This is a genomic window from Frigoribacterium sp. CFBP9029, assembly GCF_034045305.1.
GTDB lineage: Bacteria > Actinomycetota > Actinomycetes > Actinomycetales > Microbacteriaceae > Frigoribacterium.
Map to the genome: position 1 here is coordinate 182790 of NZ_JAXCWB010000001.1, position 18460 is coordinate 201249.

General features: G+C 71.5%; 17 protein-coding genes and 1 tRNA gene. 9 read left to right on the top strand and 9 right to left on the bottom strand.

What is annotated here, in order from left to right:
• Positions 1 to 32 precede the first annotated feature (32 nt).
• The 5 genes from SOM11_RS00855 to SOM11_RS00875 all read right to left on the bottom strand — a co-directional run bounded on the left by SOM11_RS00855 (position 33) and on the right by SOM11_RS00875 (position 3238).
• Positions 33 to 425: an Rv3654c family TadE-like protein gene (locus tag SOM11_RS00855; RefSeq protein WP_320476922.1), complete on the bottom strand. Its 393-nt coding sequence runs from the start codon at positions 423 to 425 to the stop codon at positions 33 to 35.
• Positions 422 to 781: a TadE family type IV pilus minor pilin gene (locus SOM11_RS00860; RefSeq protein ID WP_320476923.1), complete on the bottom strand. Its 360-nt coding sequence runs from the start codon at positions 779 to 781 to the stop codon at positions 422 to 424. Before SOM11_RS00860 ends, SOM11_RS00855 begins: the two co-directional genes overlap by 4 nt.
• Before the next feature lies 1 nt (position 782).
• A complete protein-coding gene (locus SOM11_RS00865) occupies positions 783 to 1025 on the bottom strand; it encodes a DUF4244 domain-containing protein (RefSeq protein ID WP_320476924.1) in 243 nt (80 codons plus the stop codon).
• 103 nt (positions 1026 to 1128) lie between these two features.
• On the bottom strand, positions 1129 to 2121 hold the full coding sequence (locus SOM11_RS00870) for a type II secretion system F family protein (RefSeq protein WP_320476925.1): 993 nt from the start codon (positions 2119 to 2121) through the stop codon (positions 1129 to 1131).
• Complete coding sequence (locus SOM11_RS00875; RefSeq protein WP_320476926.1) at positions 2111 to 3238, bottom strand: TadA family conjugal transfer-associated ATPase; 1128 nt, start codon at positions 3236 to 3238, stop codon at positions 2111 to 2113. The genes SOM11_RS00870 and SOM11_RS00875 overlap by 11 nt, the downstream gene beginning before the upstream one ends.
• Positions 3239 to 3616: 378 nt before the next feature.
• Here SOM11_RS00875 and acs point away from each other — a divergent pair, with 378 nt between their 5' ends.
• On the top strand, positions 3617 to 5569 hold the full coding sequence (acs, locus tag SOM11_RS00880; protein ID WP_192058664.1) for an acetate--CoA ligase: 1953 nt from the start codon (positions 3617 to 3619) through the stop codon (positions 5567 to 5569).
• 9 nt (positions 5570 to 5578) lie between these two features.
• On the opposite strand, the gene SOM11_RS00885 is transcribed toward acs, so the two are convergent.
• Positions 5579 to 6058: a RidA family protein gene (locus tag SOM11_RS00885; protein WP_243213649.1), complete on the bottom strand. Its 480-nt coding sequence runs from the start codon at positions 6056 to 6058 to the stop codon at positions 5579 to 5581.
• On the bottom strand, positions 6058 to 6216 hold the full coding sequence (locus tag SOM11_RS00890; protein ID WP_192058668.1) for a hypothetical protein: 159 nt from the start codon (positions 6214 to 6216) through the stop codon (positions 6058 to 6060). Before SOM11_RS00890 ends, SOM11_RS00885 begins: the two co-directional genes overlap by 1 nt.
• Positions 6217 to 6266: 50 nt before the next feature.
• On the opposite strand from SOM11_RS00890, the gene SOM11_RS00895 reads away from it, so the two are divergent.
• From SOM11_RS00895 to SOM11_RS00910, 4 genes are all read left to right on the top strand, one after another.
• Entirely contained in the window at positions 6267 to 8846 is a 2580-nt protein-coding gene (locus SOM11_RS00895; protein WP_192058670.1) for a transglycosylase domain-containing protein, read from the top strand.
• Positions 8843 to 9793: a metallophosphoesterase gene (locus SOM11_RS00900; protein ID WP_320476927.1), complete on the top strand. Its 951-nt coding sequence runs from the start codon at positions 8843 to 8845 to the stop codon at positions 9791 to 9793. Before SOM11_RS00895 ends, SOM11_RS00900 begins: the two co-directional genes overlap by 4 nt.
• 105 nt (positions 9794 to 9898) lie before the next feature.
• Positions 9899 to 9972, top strand: a tRNA-Pro gene (locus SOM11_RS00905).
• A 162-nt stretch (positions 9973 to 10134) separates the two neighbouring features.
• Entirely contained in the window at positions 10135 to 10644 is a 510-nt protein-coding gene (locus SOM11_RS00910; RefSeq protein ID WP_320476928.1) for a GtrA family protein, read from the top strand.
• A 22-nt stretch (positions 10645 to 10666) separates the two neighbouring features.
• Here SOM11_RS00910 and SOM11_RS00915 read toward each other — a convergent pair whose 3' ends face one another.
• Entirely contained in the window at positions 10667 to 11290 is a 624-nt protein-coding gene (locus tag SOM11_RS00915) for a TetR/AcrR family transcriptional regulator (RefSeq protein ID WP_320476929.1), read from the bottom strand.
• A gap of 142 nt (positions 11291 to 11432) precedes the next feature.
• On the opposite strand from SOM11_RS00915, the gene SOM11_RS00920 reads away from it, so the two are divergent.
• The 4 genes from SOM11_RS00920 to SOM11_RS00935 are packed head-to-tail and all read left to right on the top strand — an operon-like array spanning position 11433 to position 16612.
• A complete protein-coding gene (locus tag SOM11_RS00920; protein ID WP_320476930.1) occupies positions 11433 to 13070 on the top strand; it encodes an ABC transporter substrate-binding protein in 1638 nt (545 codons plus the stop codon).
• Between the two features lie 55 nt (positions 13071 to 13125).
• Entirely contained in the window at positions 13126 to 14061 is a 936-nt protein-coding gene (locus SOM11_RS00925) for an ABC transporter permease (RefSeq protein ID WP_320476931.1), read from the top strand.
• Positions 14058 to 14933, top strand: coding sequence for an ABC transporter permease (locus tag SOM11_RS00930; protein ID WP_320476932.1), 876 nt, complete (start codon positions 14058 to 14060; stop codon positions 14931 to 14933). Before SOM11_RS00925 ends, SOM11_RS00930 begins: the two co-directional genes overlap by 4 nt.
• Positions 14930 to 16612 (top strand): ABC transporter ATP-binding protein, encoded by a 1683-nt coding sequence (locus SOM11_RS00935; protein WP_320476933.1) that lies wholly within the window; start codon positions 14930 to 14932, stop codon positions 16610 to 16612. Before SOM11_RS00930 ends, SOM11_RS00935 begins: the two co-directional genes overlap by 4 nt.
• A gap of 177 nt (positions 16613 to 16789) precedes the next feature.
• Here the strand turns inward: SOM11_RS00935 and proP are convergent, their stop codons facing one another.
• Positions 16790 to 18322, bottom strand: coding sequence for a glycine betaine/L-proline transporter ProP (proP, locus tag SOM11_RS00940; RefSeq protein ID WP_320476934.1), 1533 nt, complete (start codon positions 18320 to 18322; stop codon positions 16790 to 16792).
• Positions 18323 to 18460: the final 138 nt, after the last annotated feature.

The following is an 18460-nucleotide window of genomic DNA, read 5'->3' on the forward strand; positions in this document are numbered from 1 at the left end:
CACACCATACACACACCGCACGCGCGACTCGCTCACGGCGTCGCCGGTGACCCGACCGCCTCGGCGGGTGGCGGACCCGCCGTCGCGGACGCCGCCACGGGCAGGAGACCGAGCGTGCTCGACACCCTGACGGTGACGATGGATCCGTCCGTCTCGCAGGCCACGAGGGCGGCCCGGTTGGCCTCGGCCGCCCGGCTCGCGGCATCGCAGACGACCCCGGCCGTCAACCCTGAGGCCACGTCGGCGCCCGCCAGGGCCGAGGCGTCGGCGGCCCCCGCCACCCGACTGCGCTCGACCAGGACCCGCGCCGTGCCCGTCACGGCGAGCACCAGCGCGACGATCATCAGCAGCAGTCCCATGGCGACGACGGACGCCGATCCCCCGTCGTCGCCGGGCAGGAGGCGCGGGTGCGGTGTCGAGGTCATCCGCCGGCCCTCGGGGCGCAGCTCCGACCGGTCAGCTCGAGACCCTCGACGGGCCCGAGTGCCACCACCCGCGTGAGCCGGATGCAGACCAGATCGCCCTCCGACGACGTGGAGACGCTCGCGCCCGGCGCGAGAGCCGCGAGCGTCGCCGGGACGGCGTCGCCGCCGCCTCGGGCCGTCTGCCGCGCGACGACCGCCGCGGCGTCCGACAGGCGGATGGCCTGCATCCCCGCACCGGCGCCCACGAGGGCGAGACCGACGACGGACAGGAGCGCTGGCACCACCACGGCGAACTCGGCCGTGACGCTGCCGACGTCGGACGGGAACCGGCTGCGCCCCGGTGCGACGCAGGCCATGTCAGCCCACCGTCAGGGCGGACCGGACGAGATCGGACAGGGTGCCCCGCACCTCGTCCGAACGCATGATGACGACCAGGAGACCGGCGAACCCCACCGCGGCCATGATGACGATCGCGTATTCGGCGGTCGCCGCGCCGTCGTCGGCCGTGAGCAGGCGACGGAGCGGGCCGGCGCGGCGACCGCCGTCCTGGCCGGTGAGGACGGTCGTGTTCTCGGTGTCGAGGGCGGGATGCGGTGTCATGGGGTTCCTTACTCTCTACAGGACCACTCGGTGTGGCGTGGTCCGAGTCTCCGACGTCGCCGCGGCCGACCGGCGTCGGCACCGGCACCGCTGGGGACCGGTCTCACCAGCTCGCCGTTGTGGAGGAGACGAGCGAGACGACGAGCGGCACGACGGCGACGACCAGGAACGCCGGCAGGACGCAGAGGCCGAGCGGCAGCATGAGGGTCGACCCGAGTCGTGCGGCGGCCGACTGGGAGTCCGCGGCGCTGCGGAGTCGCCGTTCACGGGCGGTCGCCCGGAGCAGCTCGCCGGCGGGAGCACCGGCCCGGCGCGAGAGATCGAGCACCTCGAGGCAGTCGCGCTCGGCGCCGTCCTCCGCTGCGGCCCCGGACCTGTCCGCATCAGCCGTCGGGAGCAGCTCGAGGGCGGACCGCACGAGCGCGAGGCCCGAGTCCCACGACGCACCGCCCGAGACCGCGACGGCCAGCAGTTCCAGGCGCAGACCGGGGACGGGCCCCTCGGGCGTGGCACCGCGGACGAGTCGTGCGTTCCAGGCCCGAGCGAGGGCCAAGAGGCCCGCGCCGACCGCGAGGCAGCCCCAGCCGACGGGCGTGCCGACCAGCACGCCCGCCGTGTCGAAGCCCATGCCCATGGAGAACAGCAGACCCACCGGCGGCAGCGCCAGCACGATGCGCCCCGTCGAGCGAGGCCCGCTCAAGGCCACCTCGACGTCGCGCCGCGCCGCCTCGGCTGCGCGAAGGCCCGCCACGAACGTCCGCAGGCAGTCGGCCAGGGGCGCACCGCTGCGCTCCGCGACGAACCACGCACAGGCGACCTGCCGCCAGTCGAGCTCGTGACGCGGGCCGTCGGGCGCGCGTGCGAAGGGTCGTCCGCCCAGAGCGGCCGCGAGCGCCTCCGAGATCGGCATGCCGGTCACGGCCTCGGTCGCGACGGCGAACGTCACCTCGCGGACGGGCCCCGGAGGCTCCGACTCGGCGACATGCCGCCAGGCCGAGGCCGGGACGACGCCGGCGGACAGCAGCACGGCGACGCGCTCGACGACCGTCGAGGCGGGGGTGACGGTGACGAGACGGCGCCGCCGCTCAGGCGGCACGACGAGCGAGCCCCGCCCGAGCCGTCAAGGCGCCGTCCGCATCGAGCACGAGGTGCCCGATCTGGGCGAGACGCCGACCCTCGGCGGTCCGCTCCAGATGGAACACGGCGTCGAACGCGCTGACGGCCTGTCGCGCCAGCGCCGCGGGGCTGAGCCCGGCGACCGCGCCCAGCGCCTCGAGACGGGCGGGGACGTCGGCCAGACCGTTCGCGTGCAGAGTGCCGGCACCTCCGTCGTGCCCGGTGTTCAGGGCCGACAGCAGATCGCGCACCTCCACTCCGCGGCACTCCCCCACCACGAGTCGGTCCGGGCGCATGCGCAGCGCCTCGCGCAGCAGACGGGCGAGATCGACTCCACCGACGCCCTCGAGGTTGGGCTGACGCGTCTCGAGCGAGACGACGTGCGGATGATCGATCCGGAGCTCGGCCACGTCCTCGATGGTCACGATCCGATCGGTCGGATCCGCTTCGGCGAGGAGACTCGACAGGAAAGTGGTCTTCCCCGCCCCGCCCGCCCCTGTGATGAGGATGTTCGCGCGCCGGCCCACGCACCTCCTGACCTCGCTCTCGTCGACGTCGTCGAAGAACCCCTGCGCGGAGAGCCCGTCGAGCGTGAGGGGCGTCCGGCGCGGCAGGCGGATGGAGAGGAGGGTGCCCGCCGTCGACACGGGCGGCAGGACGACATGGACCCTGATGCCGGCGTCGAGGCGCACGTCGACACAGGGGCTGGCCTCGTCGACATGTCGACCGCCCGCCGCCACGAGTCGTACCGCCAGATGCCGTGCGACGTCGTCGGACAGGTGGATGCGACCGTCGGGCAGGAGGCCGTGGCCGCGATCCACCCAGGTGCCCCCTCCGCCGTTCACGAAGACGTCGGTCACGCCCGGTTCGTCGATGATCTCGCGCAACGGGCCGAAGGGAGCCCCGCGAGAGGAGCCGGGCAGGTTCTGTACCCCGTTCGCGCCTACTGTACCCCGATGTTCGAGACGGCCGCGCGACGCCGCGGGGACGAAGCGCCCCAGGTCGACTCCGCGGGTGACCGACGGGTGATCGACGGGACGCGGCGAGGGGGCGGCAGGGGCGGCCGAGAGGGTGGTCGAGGTCTGGATCGGAGTCATAGCCGGACGCTAGAGGACAGGCCACCGGAGCAGACGGTTCGGTGCAGCGCCTGGGGACGACGACGACGCCATGCCGACGATGTGGAGGGGTGATCGCCCTCACCCGTGGAGGGTGATCTCCGGGTTAAACGAAGAGGGGCGGCGCCGATTGGGGGGAACCGGCGCCGCCACCGCAACACGCGATTGGGGGGAATCAACGCATTGCGAGTCGGAACTGAATCCGACTGCGTTAACTGTACCCCAGGATGGGCCCGCCTCGCCACGCGCGACACGTCGATCTTCCGTGATCGGACAGGCCGACCCGGAAAGACCCCGGGGGTAGTCTCGCTTCCTGTGCGGGTCAGCCCGCGCCTCCCGCAACGACGCGAAAGGTCCGACATGGCCGACGGAACCCCGACCCCTCCGAGAGAGGCGTCCACGTTCGCCCCCGACCCGGTGTTCGCCTCGAACGCCGTCGCCACCCGCGATCTGGCCGATCGCGCGCACGCGGACCGGTCGGCCTTCTGGGCCGAGCAGGCCGACGCGTGCGTGACCTGGGGTCGCCGACCGACCGAGACCCTCGACTGGTCCGATCCCCCGTTCGCACGGTGGTTCGCCGACGGCACGCTGAACGTCGCCTACAACTGCCTCGACCGCCACGTCGAGGCCGGCCACGGTGAGCGCGTCGCCCTCCTCTGGGAAGGCGAGCCCGGTGACGCACGCGCGGTCACCTACGCCGAGCTGACGGCCGACGTGAAGCGGGCCGCCAACCTGCTGTCGTCGCTGGGCGTCGGGCCGGGCGACCGGGTGGTCGTCTACCTGCCGCAGATCCCGGAGGCGGTGGTCGCCATGCTCGCGGTCGCCCGGTTGGGCGCGGTGCACTCGGTCGTGTTCGGCGGCTTCAGCGCCGAGAGCCTCCGCGCACGGATCGACGACGCCGAGGCCACGCTGGTGATCACCGCCGACGGCGGGTGGCGGAAGGGCAGCGTCTCGCCCCTCAAACCAGCGGTCGACGCGGCACTGGCGCTCGGCGGGCGGTCGACGGTCGAGAACGTGCTGGTGATCAGGCGGGGCGAGAACGCCGTCGACTGGGTGGAGGGGCGCGACCTCTGGTGGCACGAGGCCCTCGAGGGCGTCGAAGCGGAGCACACCGCCGAGATGTTCGAGGCGGAGCATCCGCTGTTCATCCTCTACACCAGCGGCACGACGGGCAGACCGAAGGGCATCCTCCACACGTCGGGCGGCTACCTGACGCAGGTCGCCTACACGCACAGGAACGTGTTCGACCTCCGCCCCGAGACCGACGTCTACTGGTGCACCGCCGACGTGGGCTGGATCACCGGGCACAGCTACGTCGTCTACGGGCCGCTCGCCAACGGGGCCACCCAGGTGCTCTACGAGGGCACACCCGACTCCCCCGGCCCCGGGCGCTGGTGGGATCTCGTCGAGAAGTACGGGGTGACCATCCTGTACACGGCGCCCACGGCCATCCGCGGGTTCATGAAGGCGGGACGCGAGATCCCGCAGGCTCGCGATCTGACGTCGCTGCGCCTCCTCGGATCCGTCGGCGAGCCCATCAACCCCGAGGCGTGGCTCTGGTACCGCGAGGTGATCGGGTCGGGGACGACGCCCATCGTCGACACCTGGTGGCAGACCGAGACGGGCGCGATGATGATCTCGCCCCTGCCCGGAGTGACGACGACGAAGCCCGGCGCCGCCCAGACCCCCGTGCCCGGCATCGTCGTCGACGTCGTCGACGACCAGGGCGTGCCGGTGGCGGACGGCGAGAGCGGCCTCCTCGTGGTCACGGAGCCCTGGCCGTCGATGCTCCGCGGCATCTGGGGCGACCGCGACCGGTACGTCGAGACCTACTGGGGCCGCTTCGGCGACCGCTACTTCGCCGGAGACGGCGCCCGACGCGACGACGACGGCGACATCTGGCTGCTCGGCCGCGTCGACGATGTCATGAACGTCTCGGGGCATCGCCTGTCGACCGCCGAGATCGAGTCGGCGCTGGTGTCGAATCCGCTCGTCGCCGAATCCGCCGTCGTCGGAGCCGCCGACGAGACCACGGGTCAGGCCGTCGTCGCGTTCGTAGTTCTCCGCGACAAGAAGAGGCGGAGCGTGACCCCCGAGGAGGCGGTGGCCCGGTTGCGAGCGCACGTCGCCGACCGCATCGGCGCCATCGCCCGCCCGCGCACGATCGTGCTGGTCGACGAACTGCCGAAGACCCGCTCGGGCAAGATCATGCGACGACTCCTGCGCGACGTCGCCGAAGGACGCGAGGTCGGCGACACCACGACGCTCGCGGACTCGGCGGTGATGGGGGTCATCACCGCCGAGATGCGCTGAGCCGCAGGGTCAGGCCAGGGGGCGGACCTCGAGGACGATCTCGACCTCGACGGGCGAGTCGAGAGGGAGGACGGCCACGCCGACCGCGCTGCGGGCGTGGATGCCCGCGTCGCCGAACACCCGGCCGAGGAGCTCGGACGCGCCGTTGATCACACCGGGCTGACCGCTGAACGCCGGGTCGGAGGCGACGAAGCCCGTCACCTTGACGACGCGCACGACGTCGTCGAGCGAATCGAGCACGGAGGCGGCCGCCGCGAGGGCGTTCAGTGCCGACGTGGCCGCGTACTCCTTGGCCGCGGCGGGGTCGACCAGACCATCGCCCTCACCGACCTTGCCCGTCGCGGGCAGAGCGCCGTCGACGAAGGGCAGCTGACCCGCCGTGTAGACGTACGAGCCGGTGCGCACGGCGGGGACGTAGGCGCCTGCGGGCGTCGCGACCGCGGGGAGAGCGAGCCCCAACTCGGCCAGACGGGCGGCGACGTCGGCCATCAGTCGTCCTGCTTCTGACGCTTGAACCAGGCGACCGGGCCGCCCTCGGGCCCCTGCGTCACCTGCACGAGCTCCCAGCCGTCACTCCCCCAGTTGTTCAGGATCGCGGTGCTGTTGTGCACCATCAGCGGCGTCGTCATGTACTCCCAAAGGACCATTTGTCGTTCCGTTCAGCTTGGTTTTCCGGGTTGTCACTTACCCTGATCTTATGTCTGACCCAAAATCGAAGCCGACGTCCGTCGTCGGCGCGCTCTTCGGCTTCGTCGGCTTCAGCGTCCTGGCCGGTCTGCTCGTCACCATCGGTGTGACACCCGCCATCGCCGTCGCCGGCATGACCGCATCCAGCTCCATCGGCGTCTTCGAGTCGATCCCCGAGTACATCGAGATCGGAAAGCTGCAGCAGCGCAACGTGCTGTACGGCAAGCAGAACGGTCAAGACGTCCCCTTCGCGACGCTCTACGCGCAGAACCGCGTCGCTCTGAAGTGGGAAGAGGTCTCCCCCAATCTCAAGAACGCCGTCGTCGCCGGTGAGGACCGCCGCTTCTACGAGCACGGCGGTGTCGACCTGACGTCGTTGGTCCGAGCCGGAGTCGGCTCACTCGCCGGCGGGCTCGGAGAGAGCGGTGGCGGCTCGACCCTGACGATGCAGCTGGTGCGGAACATCCGCCTGGCCGAGGCGCAGGGTCTCACCGGCGACGAGCAGGCCAAGGCCATCAAGGAGGCCAAAGAGGTCAGCATCGACCGCAAGCTGCAGGAGATGAAGTTCGCCATCGGGCTCGAGAAGAAGTACAGCAAGGACGACATCCTCCTCGCGTACCTGAACATCGCGTACTTCGGCGACCAGGCGTACGGCGTCCAGGCGGCCTCGCAGCACTACTACAACAAGGCGGCGTCCGACCTGACGGCGACCGAGGCGGCCAGCCTCATCGCCATGGTGCAGTACCCCGAGAAGCGCAACCTCGGCACGCCCGACAACTACCAGGGCAACGTCGATCGCCGCAACGTCATCCTCGCCAGCATGCTCGGCGAGAAGTACATCGATCAGGAGACCTACGACGCAGCGGTCGTGGCGAACCCCGCCGACTACGTCAAGCTGACCACCCCGTCGCAGGGCTGCACCGCGGTCACCGCAGCAGGTGCGCAGCAGTTCTGCGACTACGTCAAGAAGAGCATCAAGGACATCCCCTCACTCGGTGCCGACGCGGAAGAGCGCGAGGCCAACTGGAGCACCGGCGGCTACAAGGTCTACACGACCATCAATCTCGACCTGACCGCGAGCGCCCGCGCCCAGATCGATCGCTACGCACCTCCGACCGAGTCCGCGCTCATCCTCGGCAGCGCCGTCAACTCGGTCGAGGCCGGCACCGGTCGGGTCATCGTCATGGCCCAGAACCGCAACCTCAACGAGGACCCCGAGGTGACCGACCCGAACGTCACGGCCATCAACTACAGCACCGACAAGCCTTACGGCGGCTCGGGCGGGTTCCAGACCGGTTCGACCTACAAGCCGTTCACGCTCATCGACTGGCTGCAGAACGGCCACGGCCTGAGCGAGTCGGTCAACGGCAGGCCGCGTCCGTTCACCCCCATGACCTTCGGGGGAGAATCGCTCAGCACTGTCAGCTCGGACTTCCCGCAGGGGTTCGCACCGAAGAACGACGACGGGCGCAATCCGGGCTACGTGACCGCACAGCGCGCCACCGCGCTGTCGATCAACACCGCGTACGCCGCGATGGCCCAGAAGCTCGACCTGCGCGACATCCGGGACGTGGCCACCTCGCTCGGTGTGCACCGTGCCGATGGCACGGAGCTCCAGTACCAGAACCCCTCGTCGTTCCTCGGGACGAACGAGATCGCTCCGCTCACGATGGCGGCCGCCTACGCCGGCATCGCCGCCGGCGGCAAGTACTGCAAGCCGATCATCGTCGACCAGATCGTCGACGCCGACGGCCAGAAGATCGGCGGTCAGCCGCAGGAGTGCAACCAGGCGCTCGACCCCGAGATCGCCGCGGCCACCATCCAGGGCATGTCGCAGCTCTGGTCGAACGGCGGCACCGGCGTCGGAGGACTCCCCTACGACGGCTACCCCGAGATCGGCAAGACGGGCACCACGACCGAGAAGGACCAGATCTGGTTGATCGGCTCGACGAGCAAGCTCGCCACGGCCGTGTGGATGGGCAACGTCAAGGGCAAGGTCAGTCTCCGGTCGGCCTACTCGCCTGCGACCGGGACGACCTACGCCAACGCGCGTGCCGGTTTCTTCCGTGACGTGCAGACGGTCAACAACACCGTCTACCCCGGCACCGCGTTCCCGGTGGCGGATCCGTCGGTCGTCCGCGGCACCTCCTCCCTCAGCGTGCCCGACGTGACGGGGAAGACGGCCGAAGAGGCCGCCACCAGTCTGCGGGCTCTCGGACTCTCGTACGTCGACGGTGGTCGCCAGAAGTCCGAACAGCCCCTGGGCACCGTGACGACGACCAGCCCGAGCGCCGGTTCGCGCGTCTCGTCCGGCACCTCCGTGACGGTCTACACGAGCGACGGCGGCAACGCGGTCACGGTCCCCGACGTGGTCGGCGACTCGTTCGACGACGCGGTGTCCGCGCTCGCGGGCACGGGCTTCGAGGCGGCCAACGTCTCAGTGGCCGGGTACGTGAAGGGCTCGGCCGACAACGTCTGCCAGGTGGTCGCCTCCGACCCGGCCGCCGGCTCCACCGTCGACCGGACCGGCCCGGTGCGTCTGCAGCTCTACGGCGATGCCGAGGGCAAGGACCCCGGGAACTGCACATGAGTCCACTGAGTCCTGCACGGACGACGGCCGCGACCGCGATGGTGGGCGCGGCCGTCGGCCTGGGCGCCTTCGCCTGGGGTTCGCTCGTCGAACGCAACCGGTTCACGGTGCGGCACGAGGTGCTGCCCATCCTCGAGGCCGGTTCGCGCAGTCTCACGATCCTGCACCTCAGCGATCTCCACCTCGCGCCCTGGCAGACCGAGAAGCAGGAGTGGGTGCGGGGTCTCTCGGTCTACGAGCCCGATCTCATCGTCAACACAGGCGACAACATCGGGCATGTGGACGCCCACGAGGCCCTCGAGTACACGCTCGAGCCGTTCCGGGACGTCGCGGGCGTCTTCGTCCACGGGTCGAACGACTACTTCGCCCCCACACCGAAGAACCCCCTCGCGTACTTCGGCGGACCCAGCAAGGCCCACCGCACCCCCGCGCCGCTCGACATCGCCCGCATGGAGTCGTTCTTCACCGGTCTCGGCTGGCTCGACCTCAACAACACGGCCAGAGCGATCGAGGTCCGTGGGTCGAGACTCGAGTTCTTCGGCGTCAACGACGCGCACCGAGGGTGGGATCGTCTCGATCGCCTCCCTGGCGCCCTGGACGATCTGCGAGAGAACGTCGGCTGGCAGGACGACCGCGGCGGGCCCGAGCCGGTGAGCATCGCGCTGACCCATGCGCCCTATCAGCGGGTGCTGAACTCGTTCGTCACCAACGGGGCCGACGTCGTCTTCGGCGGGCACACCCACGGCGGCCAGGTCCGTGTGCCCGGCTACGGTGCGCTCGTCACGAATTGCGACATCCCCCGCAGCAAGGTCAGCGGCCTCAGCACGTGGAGCCACGCACGACGGACGGCTCACCTCGAGATCTCCGCCGGTCTCGGGACCTCTATCTACGCCCCCGTCCGGTTCGACTGCCGTCCGGAGGCTGTCGTCGTCACCCTCACGGCCTGACATGCGGGCCGCCGGTGTCGACGGCATCGGCGGTCATGACCCACGCGATTCGTTTGCTACCATGGTTAGGTTGCTCCGGTCGCAGAACATCGTGGCCAGTCATATCGGGGTGTGGCGCAGCTTGGTAGCGCGCCTCGTTCGGGACGAGGAGGTCGTGGGTTCGAATCCCGCTACCCCGACGATGTGATCAGTTCCACCTCGAAGACGCCCGCCGCTCTGTCACGACAGAGAGGCGGGCGTCTTCTCGTCTCCCCAGTGGCGCGGGCCGTCGACCCGGCCACGTGCCGTGCCATGCCGTGCCGCTCGACGATCTCGCTGACGACGGGCGCTAGGGTGATCCGGTGAATGCAGTGATCCGGTTGGCCCGAGCCAACCCCTCAGCCCTTCGATTCCTCGTGGTCGGCGGCATCGGGTTCGTCATCACCATGGTGATCAACTACGGCCTGAAGCTCTTCGTCATCCCCCAGCACCCCGTGACGGCCCTCGCACTGGGCATCATCGTCGCGACCGTCGTGTCGTACTGGATGAACAAGAAGTGGTCGTTCGACGACCGCGGCGACCGCCACACCGCGCACGAGATGCTGCTGTTCGTCGTCGTCAGCGTCATCGGCGTCGGCCTCAACTCGGCCCCGCTCTACCTCTCCCGCTACGGCCTCGGTCTCGAGGTCCCCAACGTGTCGTTCGCCACGCAGGAGGTGGCGGACTTCATCAGCGGCCCGATCATCGGCACGCTCATCGCCATGGTGTTCCGCTACTGGGCCATGAACAAGTGGGTGTTCCCGAAGAGGGCCGACATCGTCGACGTCCTCTCGCCGACGTCACCGTCGACCGGGTCGACGCCGACGCACTGACGAGGATGCGCCTCCCGGGTCGTCAGGAGGCGGTCGACGGGCATGCGACGGCGTCGAGACCGTCGGCGACCGGCCCCAGGGCGTCGGCCATCACGTCGCCGAGCGGGCGACGACCGACTCCCGATCTCGCCCAGTGGGTGATCGCGGCCACCGCGGCGGCCACCAGGGATGCCGCCGCGACCTCGTGATCGAGCTCGCCCCGTCGCCCGCCGGAGGCCTCGGCGAGATGGGCGGCGACGACCGACTGCAGCCGCACGACGCGGACGGCCGCCGATGCGACGAGCTCGTCGCCGAGACCCATCGCCTCGGACTGCGTCAACGCCCAGGGCACCCGGGCCGGGTCGTGGGCTCGGCCGACGGCGACCAGCGCCGCCTCGACGCTGCGCACGGGCGGTGATCCCGAGGAGGCGCGGAGCAGCTCCCCGAGACCCGCCAGACTCACGTCGAGGTCGAGCCAGAAGAGGTCGGCCTTCGAGTCGAAGTAGTTGAAGAAGGTGCCCCGACTGACCCCGGCCCGCTGGGCGATCTGGTCGACGGTCGTCCCCGACCAGCCGTTCTCGAGGAACAGCTCGGCGGCGGCGTCGGCGAGCATCCCGGCCGACGAGCGGCGAGGGCGGCCGATCGGGCGCCGTGACGGGTCTGACATGCCCTCCATCATGGCGGTACACTCGATCGGTGCACTTGTTGGACTCCGTCCATAAACGTGTTCCGCCGTCCCGGAGTCAGCGTCGACGACCGTGACGGCGTCATCCTCACCCGGCCCGCCCCTCCCGATCACCCGGAGTCCCATGCGCACCCGTCTGCCCGCCCTCCTCGCCCTGACCACCGTCGGCGCACTCCTGCTCGCCGGGTGCACGACCGGCGGCGAGGCCACGGGGTCCGCCACCCCGCGCTCGGGCGGCACCCTCACCTATGCGACGGGCGACGCCGAGCCGACCTGCCTCGACCCGCACGTCGGCGGCAACTACCCCCAGGCCCTGGTCTCCACCCAGTACCTCGAGTCGCTCGTCTCGAAGAACGGGTCGGGCGAGATCGTCCCCTGGCTCGCGACCTCATGGGAGGAGTCCGCCGACGGCCTCAGCTGGACGTTCGACCTCCGCGACGACGTCGTCTTCAGCGACGGCACGCCGTTCGACGCCGCCGCGGTCGCCGCCAACGTCGCCCACCTGCAAGACCCCGAGACCCTGTCGTCGACGGGCTACCTCGCCCTCGGCAAGGTCACCGGCGTCGAGGTCGTCGACGCGCAGACGGCGCGCTTCGACCTGAGCGCCCCCGACAGCGCGCTGCTCGAATCGCTGACGCAGCCCTGGGTCGCGATGGAGTCGCCCGCTGCGCTCGAGCGCAGCCAGGAGGTCAACTGCGAGTCCCCCGTCGGCACCGGTCCGTTCGTGGTCGAGTCGTGGACCAAGCAGGACCGCATCGTGCTCACCCGCAACGACGACTACTCGTCGCCGCCCGCCGACGCCGACCACGACGGCCCCGCGTACCTCGACGAGGTCGTCTGGCGCTTCATCCCCGACTCGGCGGCGCGCTACTCGGCGCTGCAGGCCGGGCAGGTCGACGTCATCGACAACGTCCAGCCCGACACCCTCGTCGCCGCCGAGAAGGACGACGCCCTGGCCGAGATCGACGCTCCCCGCCCCGGCGCCGTCAACCGCATCGAGCTGAACTCGGGCAAGGCGCCCTTCGACGACGAGCGCGTGCGCGAGGCCTTCATCACGGGCGTCGACGTCACCGACGGCATCGACTCGCTGTTCTTCGGCACCGCCGAGCGCTCGTACTCGCCCCTGTCGAGCGTCGAGCCGCTCGCATACTCCGACCCGTCGCTGTTCGAGGTCGACGTCGACGCGGCCGGAGCGCTCCTCGACGACGCCGGCTGGACGGAGCGCGACTCCGACGGCTACCGCACGAAAGACGGCGAGCGCCTCTCGCTCGCGTTCCCGGTGAGCACGAACCAGTCGATCCCCGCCGAGCAGTCGCTCTTCGAGCAGGTGCAGGCCGGCGCCCGCGACCTCGGCTTCGAGGTGACGCTCTCGCCGCTCGACCTGTCGAGCTGGTACGGCGCCCTGGCCGCGAACGACTACGACCTCGTGAGCGCGCCGTACACGAAGGTCGGCCCCGATGTGCTGCGGATCCTCTACGACACCGACGGCATCACCCCGGCTCCGAGCGGCTACTTCGCCAACCTCGCCCAGCTGAGCGACCCCGCCCTCGACGACCTGCTGACGCGGGCGGCCGAGACCTCGGACGCCGACGAGCGCGCCGACCTCTACGAGCAGGCTCAGAAGATCGTGCTCGAGAGCTACACCGTGCTGCCCCTCTACGACCAGCAGAACCACTACCTGGCCCGTTCGGCGGTCGCCGGCGTGCGGGCGCTGCCGCCGGTCTCGGCGGTCACGCTGTATGACGCGTACACCGTCGGCTGAGGGTCGGGCCGTCATCCGGTCGTCGACCGGGCAGGAGCCGAGGAGGCGCGGGGTCGTGCCCGCACCCGTCCGGTGGCTGGTCGGTCGCCTGGTCGGGGCGCTCGTCGTGCTCTGGGCCGTGGCCACGCTGATCTTCTTCGCGATCCGGCTCGTGCCCGGCGACCCGGCCGAGGCGATCCTCGGCGGCCCGGGGTCGCAGGCCTCGGCGGAGGCGATCGCCCTGGTCCGCGAGCAGTACGGACTGGACGACCCGCTCCTCCTGCAGTACCTCGCGCAGCTGGGCCGGCTGGCCGTCGGAGACCTGGGAACCTCGTACTCCCTGCGCACCGACGTGGCGGGTCTGCTGCTCGACCAGCTGCCCGGCACGCTGCTGCTCGCCGTGCTGTCGCTCGTGGTCGCGTGGCTGCTCGCCCTGGGCACGGCCTGGTGGGCGACCCTCGGCGGGCGCGTCGCCGGGGCGGTCTCGTCGTCGCTCGAGATCGTCGCCTCGGCGGTGCCGCACTTCTGGCTGGCGGGTGTGCTCGTGCTGGTCTTCAGCACGCAGCTGGGCTGGCTGCCGCCGGTCAGCACCGGCACGCCCCTCGGCATCGTGCTGCCGGTCGTCACCCTGGCGATCCCGGTCGCCGGGTTCCTCGGGCAGGTGACCCGCGACTCGCTCCTCGACGCGTCGACCGCGCCGTTCGCCCTGACGGCACGAGCCCGCGGCGAGTCGCGGTCGGGACTGTTCCGCCGTCATCTGCTGCGTCATGCGGCCCTGCCGGGGCTCGCGCTCTCGGGCTGGGCGTTCGGCTCGCTGCTGAGCGGCGCCGTCGTGGTCGAGTCGATCTTCGCCCGGCCCGGGCTCGGTCGCACGCTGCTGCAGGCCGTCACGCTGAGGGACATCCCCCTGGTGACGGGGGTGGCGCTCGCCTCGGCCCTCGCGTACGTCGTGGTGGTCGCCCTCGGCGACCTGGCGGAGCGCGCCGTCGACCCCCGGGAGCTTGCCGCATGACCGTGCTCGCCGAGCTCCCCCGACGCCGAGGCCGTGAGCGGGCGGGCGGCGGCTCCCGCGTGAGACCCCCGGAGGCGGTGGCCGCGATCGTGCTGGCCCTCGTCGTGCTGGCCGCGGTCGCCCCGCAGCTGCTCGCACCGGGCGATCCCCTGGCGATCTCCCCCGCCGACGCCTTCGCTCCGCCGTCGCTCACCCACCCGTTCGGCACGGACGAGTCGGGGCGAAAGATCTGGACGCGCGTGATCCACGGCACCGGCGCCTCCTTGTCCATCGGGGCCGTCGCCACCCTGATCGGCACCGGACTCGGCGTGGCCCTCGGGGTCGCGGCCGGCTTCGGCGGCGGTCGGCTGCCGGGGCGTGTCGCCGACGCCGGGGTCAGCCGCCTCCTGGAGGTCCTGTTCGCCCTGCCCGGTCTGCTGCTCGCGCTCGTCGTCATCGCCTTCACCGGGCCGGGCGCCGTGCCCGCGACGATCGCCGTCGGGCTCGCCACCGCACCCGGCTACGCGCGCATCGTGCGCAGTCAGGTCGTGCGGGTGCGCCGCTCGGCGATGGTCGAGGCGGCCGTGGTGCTCGGGAGGCGACCGGGCACCGTCCTGCTGCGGCACGTGCTGCCGAACGCGCTGGCGCCCGTCGTCGTGCTCGCGACGCTCGGTCTCGGGCAGGCCGTCGTCTGGGCGTCGTCGCTCAGCTACCTGGGGCTCGGTGCTCCCCCGCCCGCCCCGGAGTGGGGCGCCATGCTCTCGGCCGGTCGCACCTACTCGACGACCGCCTGGTGGATGACCGTGTTCCCCGGGCTGGCCGTCGTCGTGACGGCCGCGGCCGCGACGGTGCTCGGCCGCGGGCTCGCCCGACGAGGGAGGGACTCCTCATGACCACCGCAGCGCGAGACGGCACGGCGGCGGACGGGCTGGTGGTCGACGGTCTGCGCGTCTCGTTCGGGTCGGCGACCGTGGTCGACGGCGTCTCGTTCTCGGTGGCGCCCGGCGAGTGCGTGGCCCTCGTCGGCGAGTCGGGTTCGGGCAAGAGCGTCACCGCGCGCTCGCTGCTCGGGCTGAGCGGCGGCCGGGTCGACGTCGATCGGCTGACCCTCGGCGACCGCGACCTCTCGACCCTCGACGACCGCGCCTGGCGTCGGGTCCGCGGTGCGCGCATCGGTCTCGTGCTGCAGGACGCCCTCGTCTCGCTGGACCCGCTGCGCCCGATCGGACGCGAGATCGACGACGCCCTCCGGCTGCACACCGACCTAGGACCCCGGCAGCGTCGAGAGCGCGCCCTCGACGTCCTCGCCGAAGTCGGCATGCCCGACCCCGAGACCCGTCTCGGTCAGCGATCCGGCGAGCTCTCGGGCGGGCTGCGGCAGCGGGCGCTCCTCGCCGCCGCCCTCGTCCTCCGACCCGACGTCGTCGTCGCCGACGAGCCGACGACGGCCCTCGACGCCGAGGTGCAGCGCCTCGTCGTCGACCGTCTGGCCGCCCTCCGCGACGGCGGCACCGCCGTCCTCGCCATCAGTCACGATCTGGGCGTCGTGCGGCGCCTGGCCGACCGGGTGCTCGTGATGCGAGACGGCGTCGTGGTCGAGCAGGGGCCCACCGCCGACGTGCTCGACTCCCCGCGGGCCGACTACACGCGGCGGCTCGTCGCGGCGCTGCCGGGCGGCGTGCCCCGGGGGCGACGCCTGTCGCGGGGCGACGTCGGCGAGGAGCAGGAGGCGCAGGCTCAGGAGGCGCGGGAGGCGGCGGCGCAGGAGGCGAGGGAGGCGGCGGCGCAGGAGGCGGCGGCTCCGGTCGACGACGTCGTGCTCTCCGCGGAGGGCCTCCGACGCGTCTTCCCGGCGACCCGCGGGCGGGCGGCCCGGCTCGCGGTCGACGACGTGTCCCTCGAGCTGCGCGCGGGCGAGACGCTCGGCCTGGTGGGCGCCTCCGGAAGCGGCAAGACCACGACCGCGCGCCTCCTCCTGGGGCTCGACGAACCCGACGGAGGTGCGGTGCGCCTCCTCGGGGAGCCCTGGTCTCCCCTGCGAGAACGCGATCGCCGCGCCCGCCGCGCCTCGCTCGGCGCGATCTACCAGGACGCGGCGAGCTCCTTCGACCCCCGCCTGACCGTCGAGCAGCTGCTCGCCGACGCGATCACCGCGGGTCGGAGCCTGCGGACGGCGCCCGTACGGGCCGAGATCGAGGCGCTGCTCGAACGGGTGGGGCTGCCCCCAGGGCTCGCGCCCCGTCGCCCCGCGTCGCTCTCGGGCGGGCAGCAGCAGCGCGTCGCCATCGCCCGCGCGCTCGCCCCGCGGCCCCGCGTCGTCGTCTGCGACGAGCCCGTCTCGGCCCTCGACGTGTCGGTGCAGGCCCAGGTGCTCGATCTGCTCGACGACCTGCAGCGCGACGACGACCTGTCGTACCTCTTCATCTCGCACGACCTCGACGTGATCGGGCACATGGCCGACCGCGTCGCCGTGATGCACGAGGGGCGCATCGTCGAGCAGGGGCCGACGGCCGACGTCTTCGCCTCGCCGCAGCACCCCCACACGCGGGCGCTGCTCGCCGCCCGCCCCTAGCGCTCGCCCAGAGGGGTGCGGCGGGTCGGTGTCATCGGCGGCGGGTCGGCGCTGACCCGCCCCCGATGACACGCACCCGCCGCACCCGTGCGCCCCGGGCACCCGGGCACCCCTGCACCCGTGCGCCCGGGCAACCGGGCAACCGGGCACCCGTGCGCCCGGGCACACGTGCGCCGGTCAGCCTCGCGGGGCGGCTTCCCCATCGCCGTCCACGCGCACCACGTCGATCGGGCCGGACTGAGCCCACTCGAGCGCCCAGTCCGACTTCGCGACCTCGCTCGACTCGTCGGCGTAGGCCTCGACCAGCTCGCGCGCCTCGACATCGGTCGCGACCGATGGCCCCGAGCCGAGCAGCGGCTCGTTGGCCGTCTCCTTCGTGAACCACACGGCGACGAGGCCGATCACGGCCGCGGCCATCAGGTAGAAGGCGGGGATGTCGTGGGCCCACGAGAAGCCCTTCCCCTCGGCCCAGACGACCAGCGCCTCGGTGGCGAGCGGCGTCGTGCCGCCGAACAGCGAGACCGACACGTTGAACGCGATGGCCAGGGCGCCGTAGCGGATGATCGTCGGGAACAGCGCGGGCAGCGTCGACGGCATGGTCGACGTGAACGTGACGAGCACCAGGCCGAGCACGAGCAGGCCGACGAAGACGAGCGGCGTGCTCTCCGACTGCACGAGCTTGAGGGCCGGCCACGACAGCACCAGGAACCCGATGCAGCCGGCGAACAGCACGGGTCGACGGCCGAACCGGTCGCTCAGGCGCCCGCTGAACGTGATGACGATCATCATCAGCACCATCACGACGATCACGAGCAGCAGCCCCGAGGTCGCGCTGCGGCCGAGCGTGTTGGTGAGGTAGGTCGGCATGTACGACAGCAGCATGTAGTCGGTCACGTTGAACACCAGCACCAGGCCGATGCAGACGATCAGCGCCCGCCAGTTCTCGGCGAAGAGCTTCACGAGCGGCACCTTGACGTGCTCGCGACCGGCGGCCTCCTCCTGCTGCTTCTGGAAGGCCGGCGTCTCCTCGAGCTTGAGGCGCAGGTAGAGCCCGATCAGGCCCAGCGGCCCGGCGATCAGGAACGGGATCCGCCAGCCCCAGGCGAGCAGCGCCTCCTCGCTCATCGCCACCTGCAGGGCCGTGACGAGCGAGGCGCCCAGCACGTAACCGCCGAGCGTGCCGAACTCGAGCCACGAGCCCATGAAGCCGCGACGATTGTCGGGCGAGTACTCCGCGATGAACGTGGCCGCGCCTCCGTACTCGCCGCCGGTCGAGAAGCCCTGCAGGAGGCGCGCCAGCAGCAGCAGGATGGGCGCCCAGATCCCGATGGTCGCGTACGACGGGATCAGCCCGATGGCGAGCGTGCCGGCCGCCATGAGGATCATCGTGACCGCGAGCACCTTCTGGCGGCCGATCCGGTCACCGAGCGGGCCGAAGAACGCGCCGCCGATCGGGCGCACGATGAACGCGGCGGTGAACGTACCGAAGGTGAAGAGGATGTTGAGCGCGTCGTTCCCGGGCGGGAAGAACACCTGCGCGATCGTCGTCGTGATGTAGGCGTAGACGCCGAAGTCGAACCACTCCATGGCGTTGCCGAGGGCTGCGGCGCTGACCGCGCGCTTGAGCAGACCCTCCTCGACGACGGTGACGTCGTCGGTGGTGAGCGATCGCCGGGCGGGTCTCGTGCTGTGCTGCTTCTTGGCGGACATCGGGTGCCTCCAGTTCGTCGGGTGATGGCGTCGACCCCAGCGTCGGCAAAAACGCAGCGACACTACCAGTCCTGTCATGTCAGTACCAGTGCAGCGTGCGCACAGGTGCAGAGAGCGCACCCCCGAGGAGGCGCGGAT

Coding starts and splice junctions, on each gene's coding strand:
- acs (WP_192058664.1), top strand. CDS start 3,617: ATGGCCGACGGAACCCCGACCCCTCCGAGAGAGGCGTCCACGTTCGCC.
- SOM11_RS00900 (WP_320476927.1), top strand. CDS start 8,843: ATGAGTCCACTGAGTCCTGCACGGACGACGGCCGCGACCGCGATGGTG.
- SOM11_RS00885 (WP_243213649.1), bottom strand. CDS start 6,058: ATGGCCGACGTCGCCGCCCGTCTGGCCGAGTTGGGGCTCGCTCTCCCC.
- SOM11_RS00915 (WP_320476929.1), bottom strand. CDS start 11,290: ATGTCAGACCCGTCACGGCGCCCGATCGGCCGCCCTCGCCGCTCGTCG.
- SOM11_RS00930 (WP_320476932.1), top strand. CDS start 14,058: ATGACCGTGCTCGCCGAGCTCCCCCGACGCCGAGGCCGTGAGCGGGCG.
- SOM11_RS00920 (WP_320476930.1), top strand. CDS start 11,433: ATGCGCACCCGTCTGCCCGCCCTCCTCGCCCTGACCACCGTCGGCGCA.
- SOM11_RS00860 (WP_320476923.1), bottom strand. CDS start 781: ATGGCCTGCGTCGCACCGGGGCGCAGCCGGTTCCCGTCCGACGTCGGC.
- SOM11_RS00895 (WP_192058670.1), top strand. CDS start 6,267: ATGTCTGACCCAAAATCGAAGCCGACGTCCGTCGTCGGCGCGCTCTTC.
- SOM11_RS00890 (WP_192058668.1), bottom strand. CDS start 6,216: ATGGTCCTTTGGGAGTACATGACGACGCCGCTGATGGTGCACAACAGC.
- SOM11_RS00865 (WP_320476924.1), bottom strand. CDS start 1,025: ATGACACCGCATCCCGCCCTCGACACCGAGAACACGACCGTCCTCACC.
- SOM11_RS00875 (WP_320476926.1), bottom strand. CDS start 3,238: ATGACTCCGATCCAGACCTCGACCACCCTCTCGGCCGCCCCTGCCGCC.
- SOM11_RS00935 (WP_320476933.1), top strand. CDS start 14,930: ATGACCACCGCAGCGCGAGACGGCACGGCGGCGGACGGGCTGGTGGTC.
- proP (WP_320476934.1), bottom strand. CDS start 18,322: ATGTCCGCCAAGAAGCAGCACAGCACGAGACCCGCCCGGCGATCGCTC.
- SOM11_RS00855 (WP_320476922.1), bottom strand. CDS start 425: ATGACCTCGACACCGCACCCGCGCCTCCTGCCCGGCGACGACGGGGGA.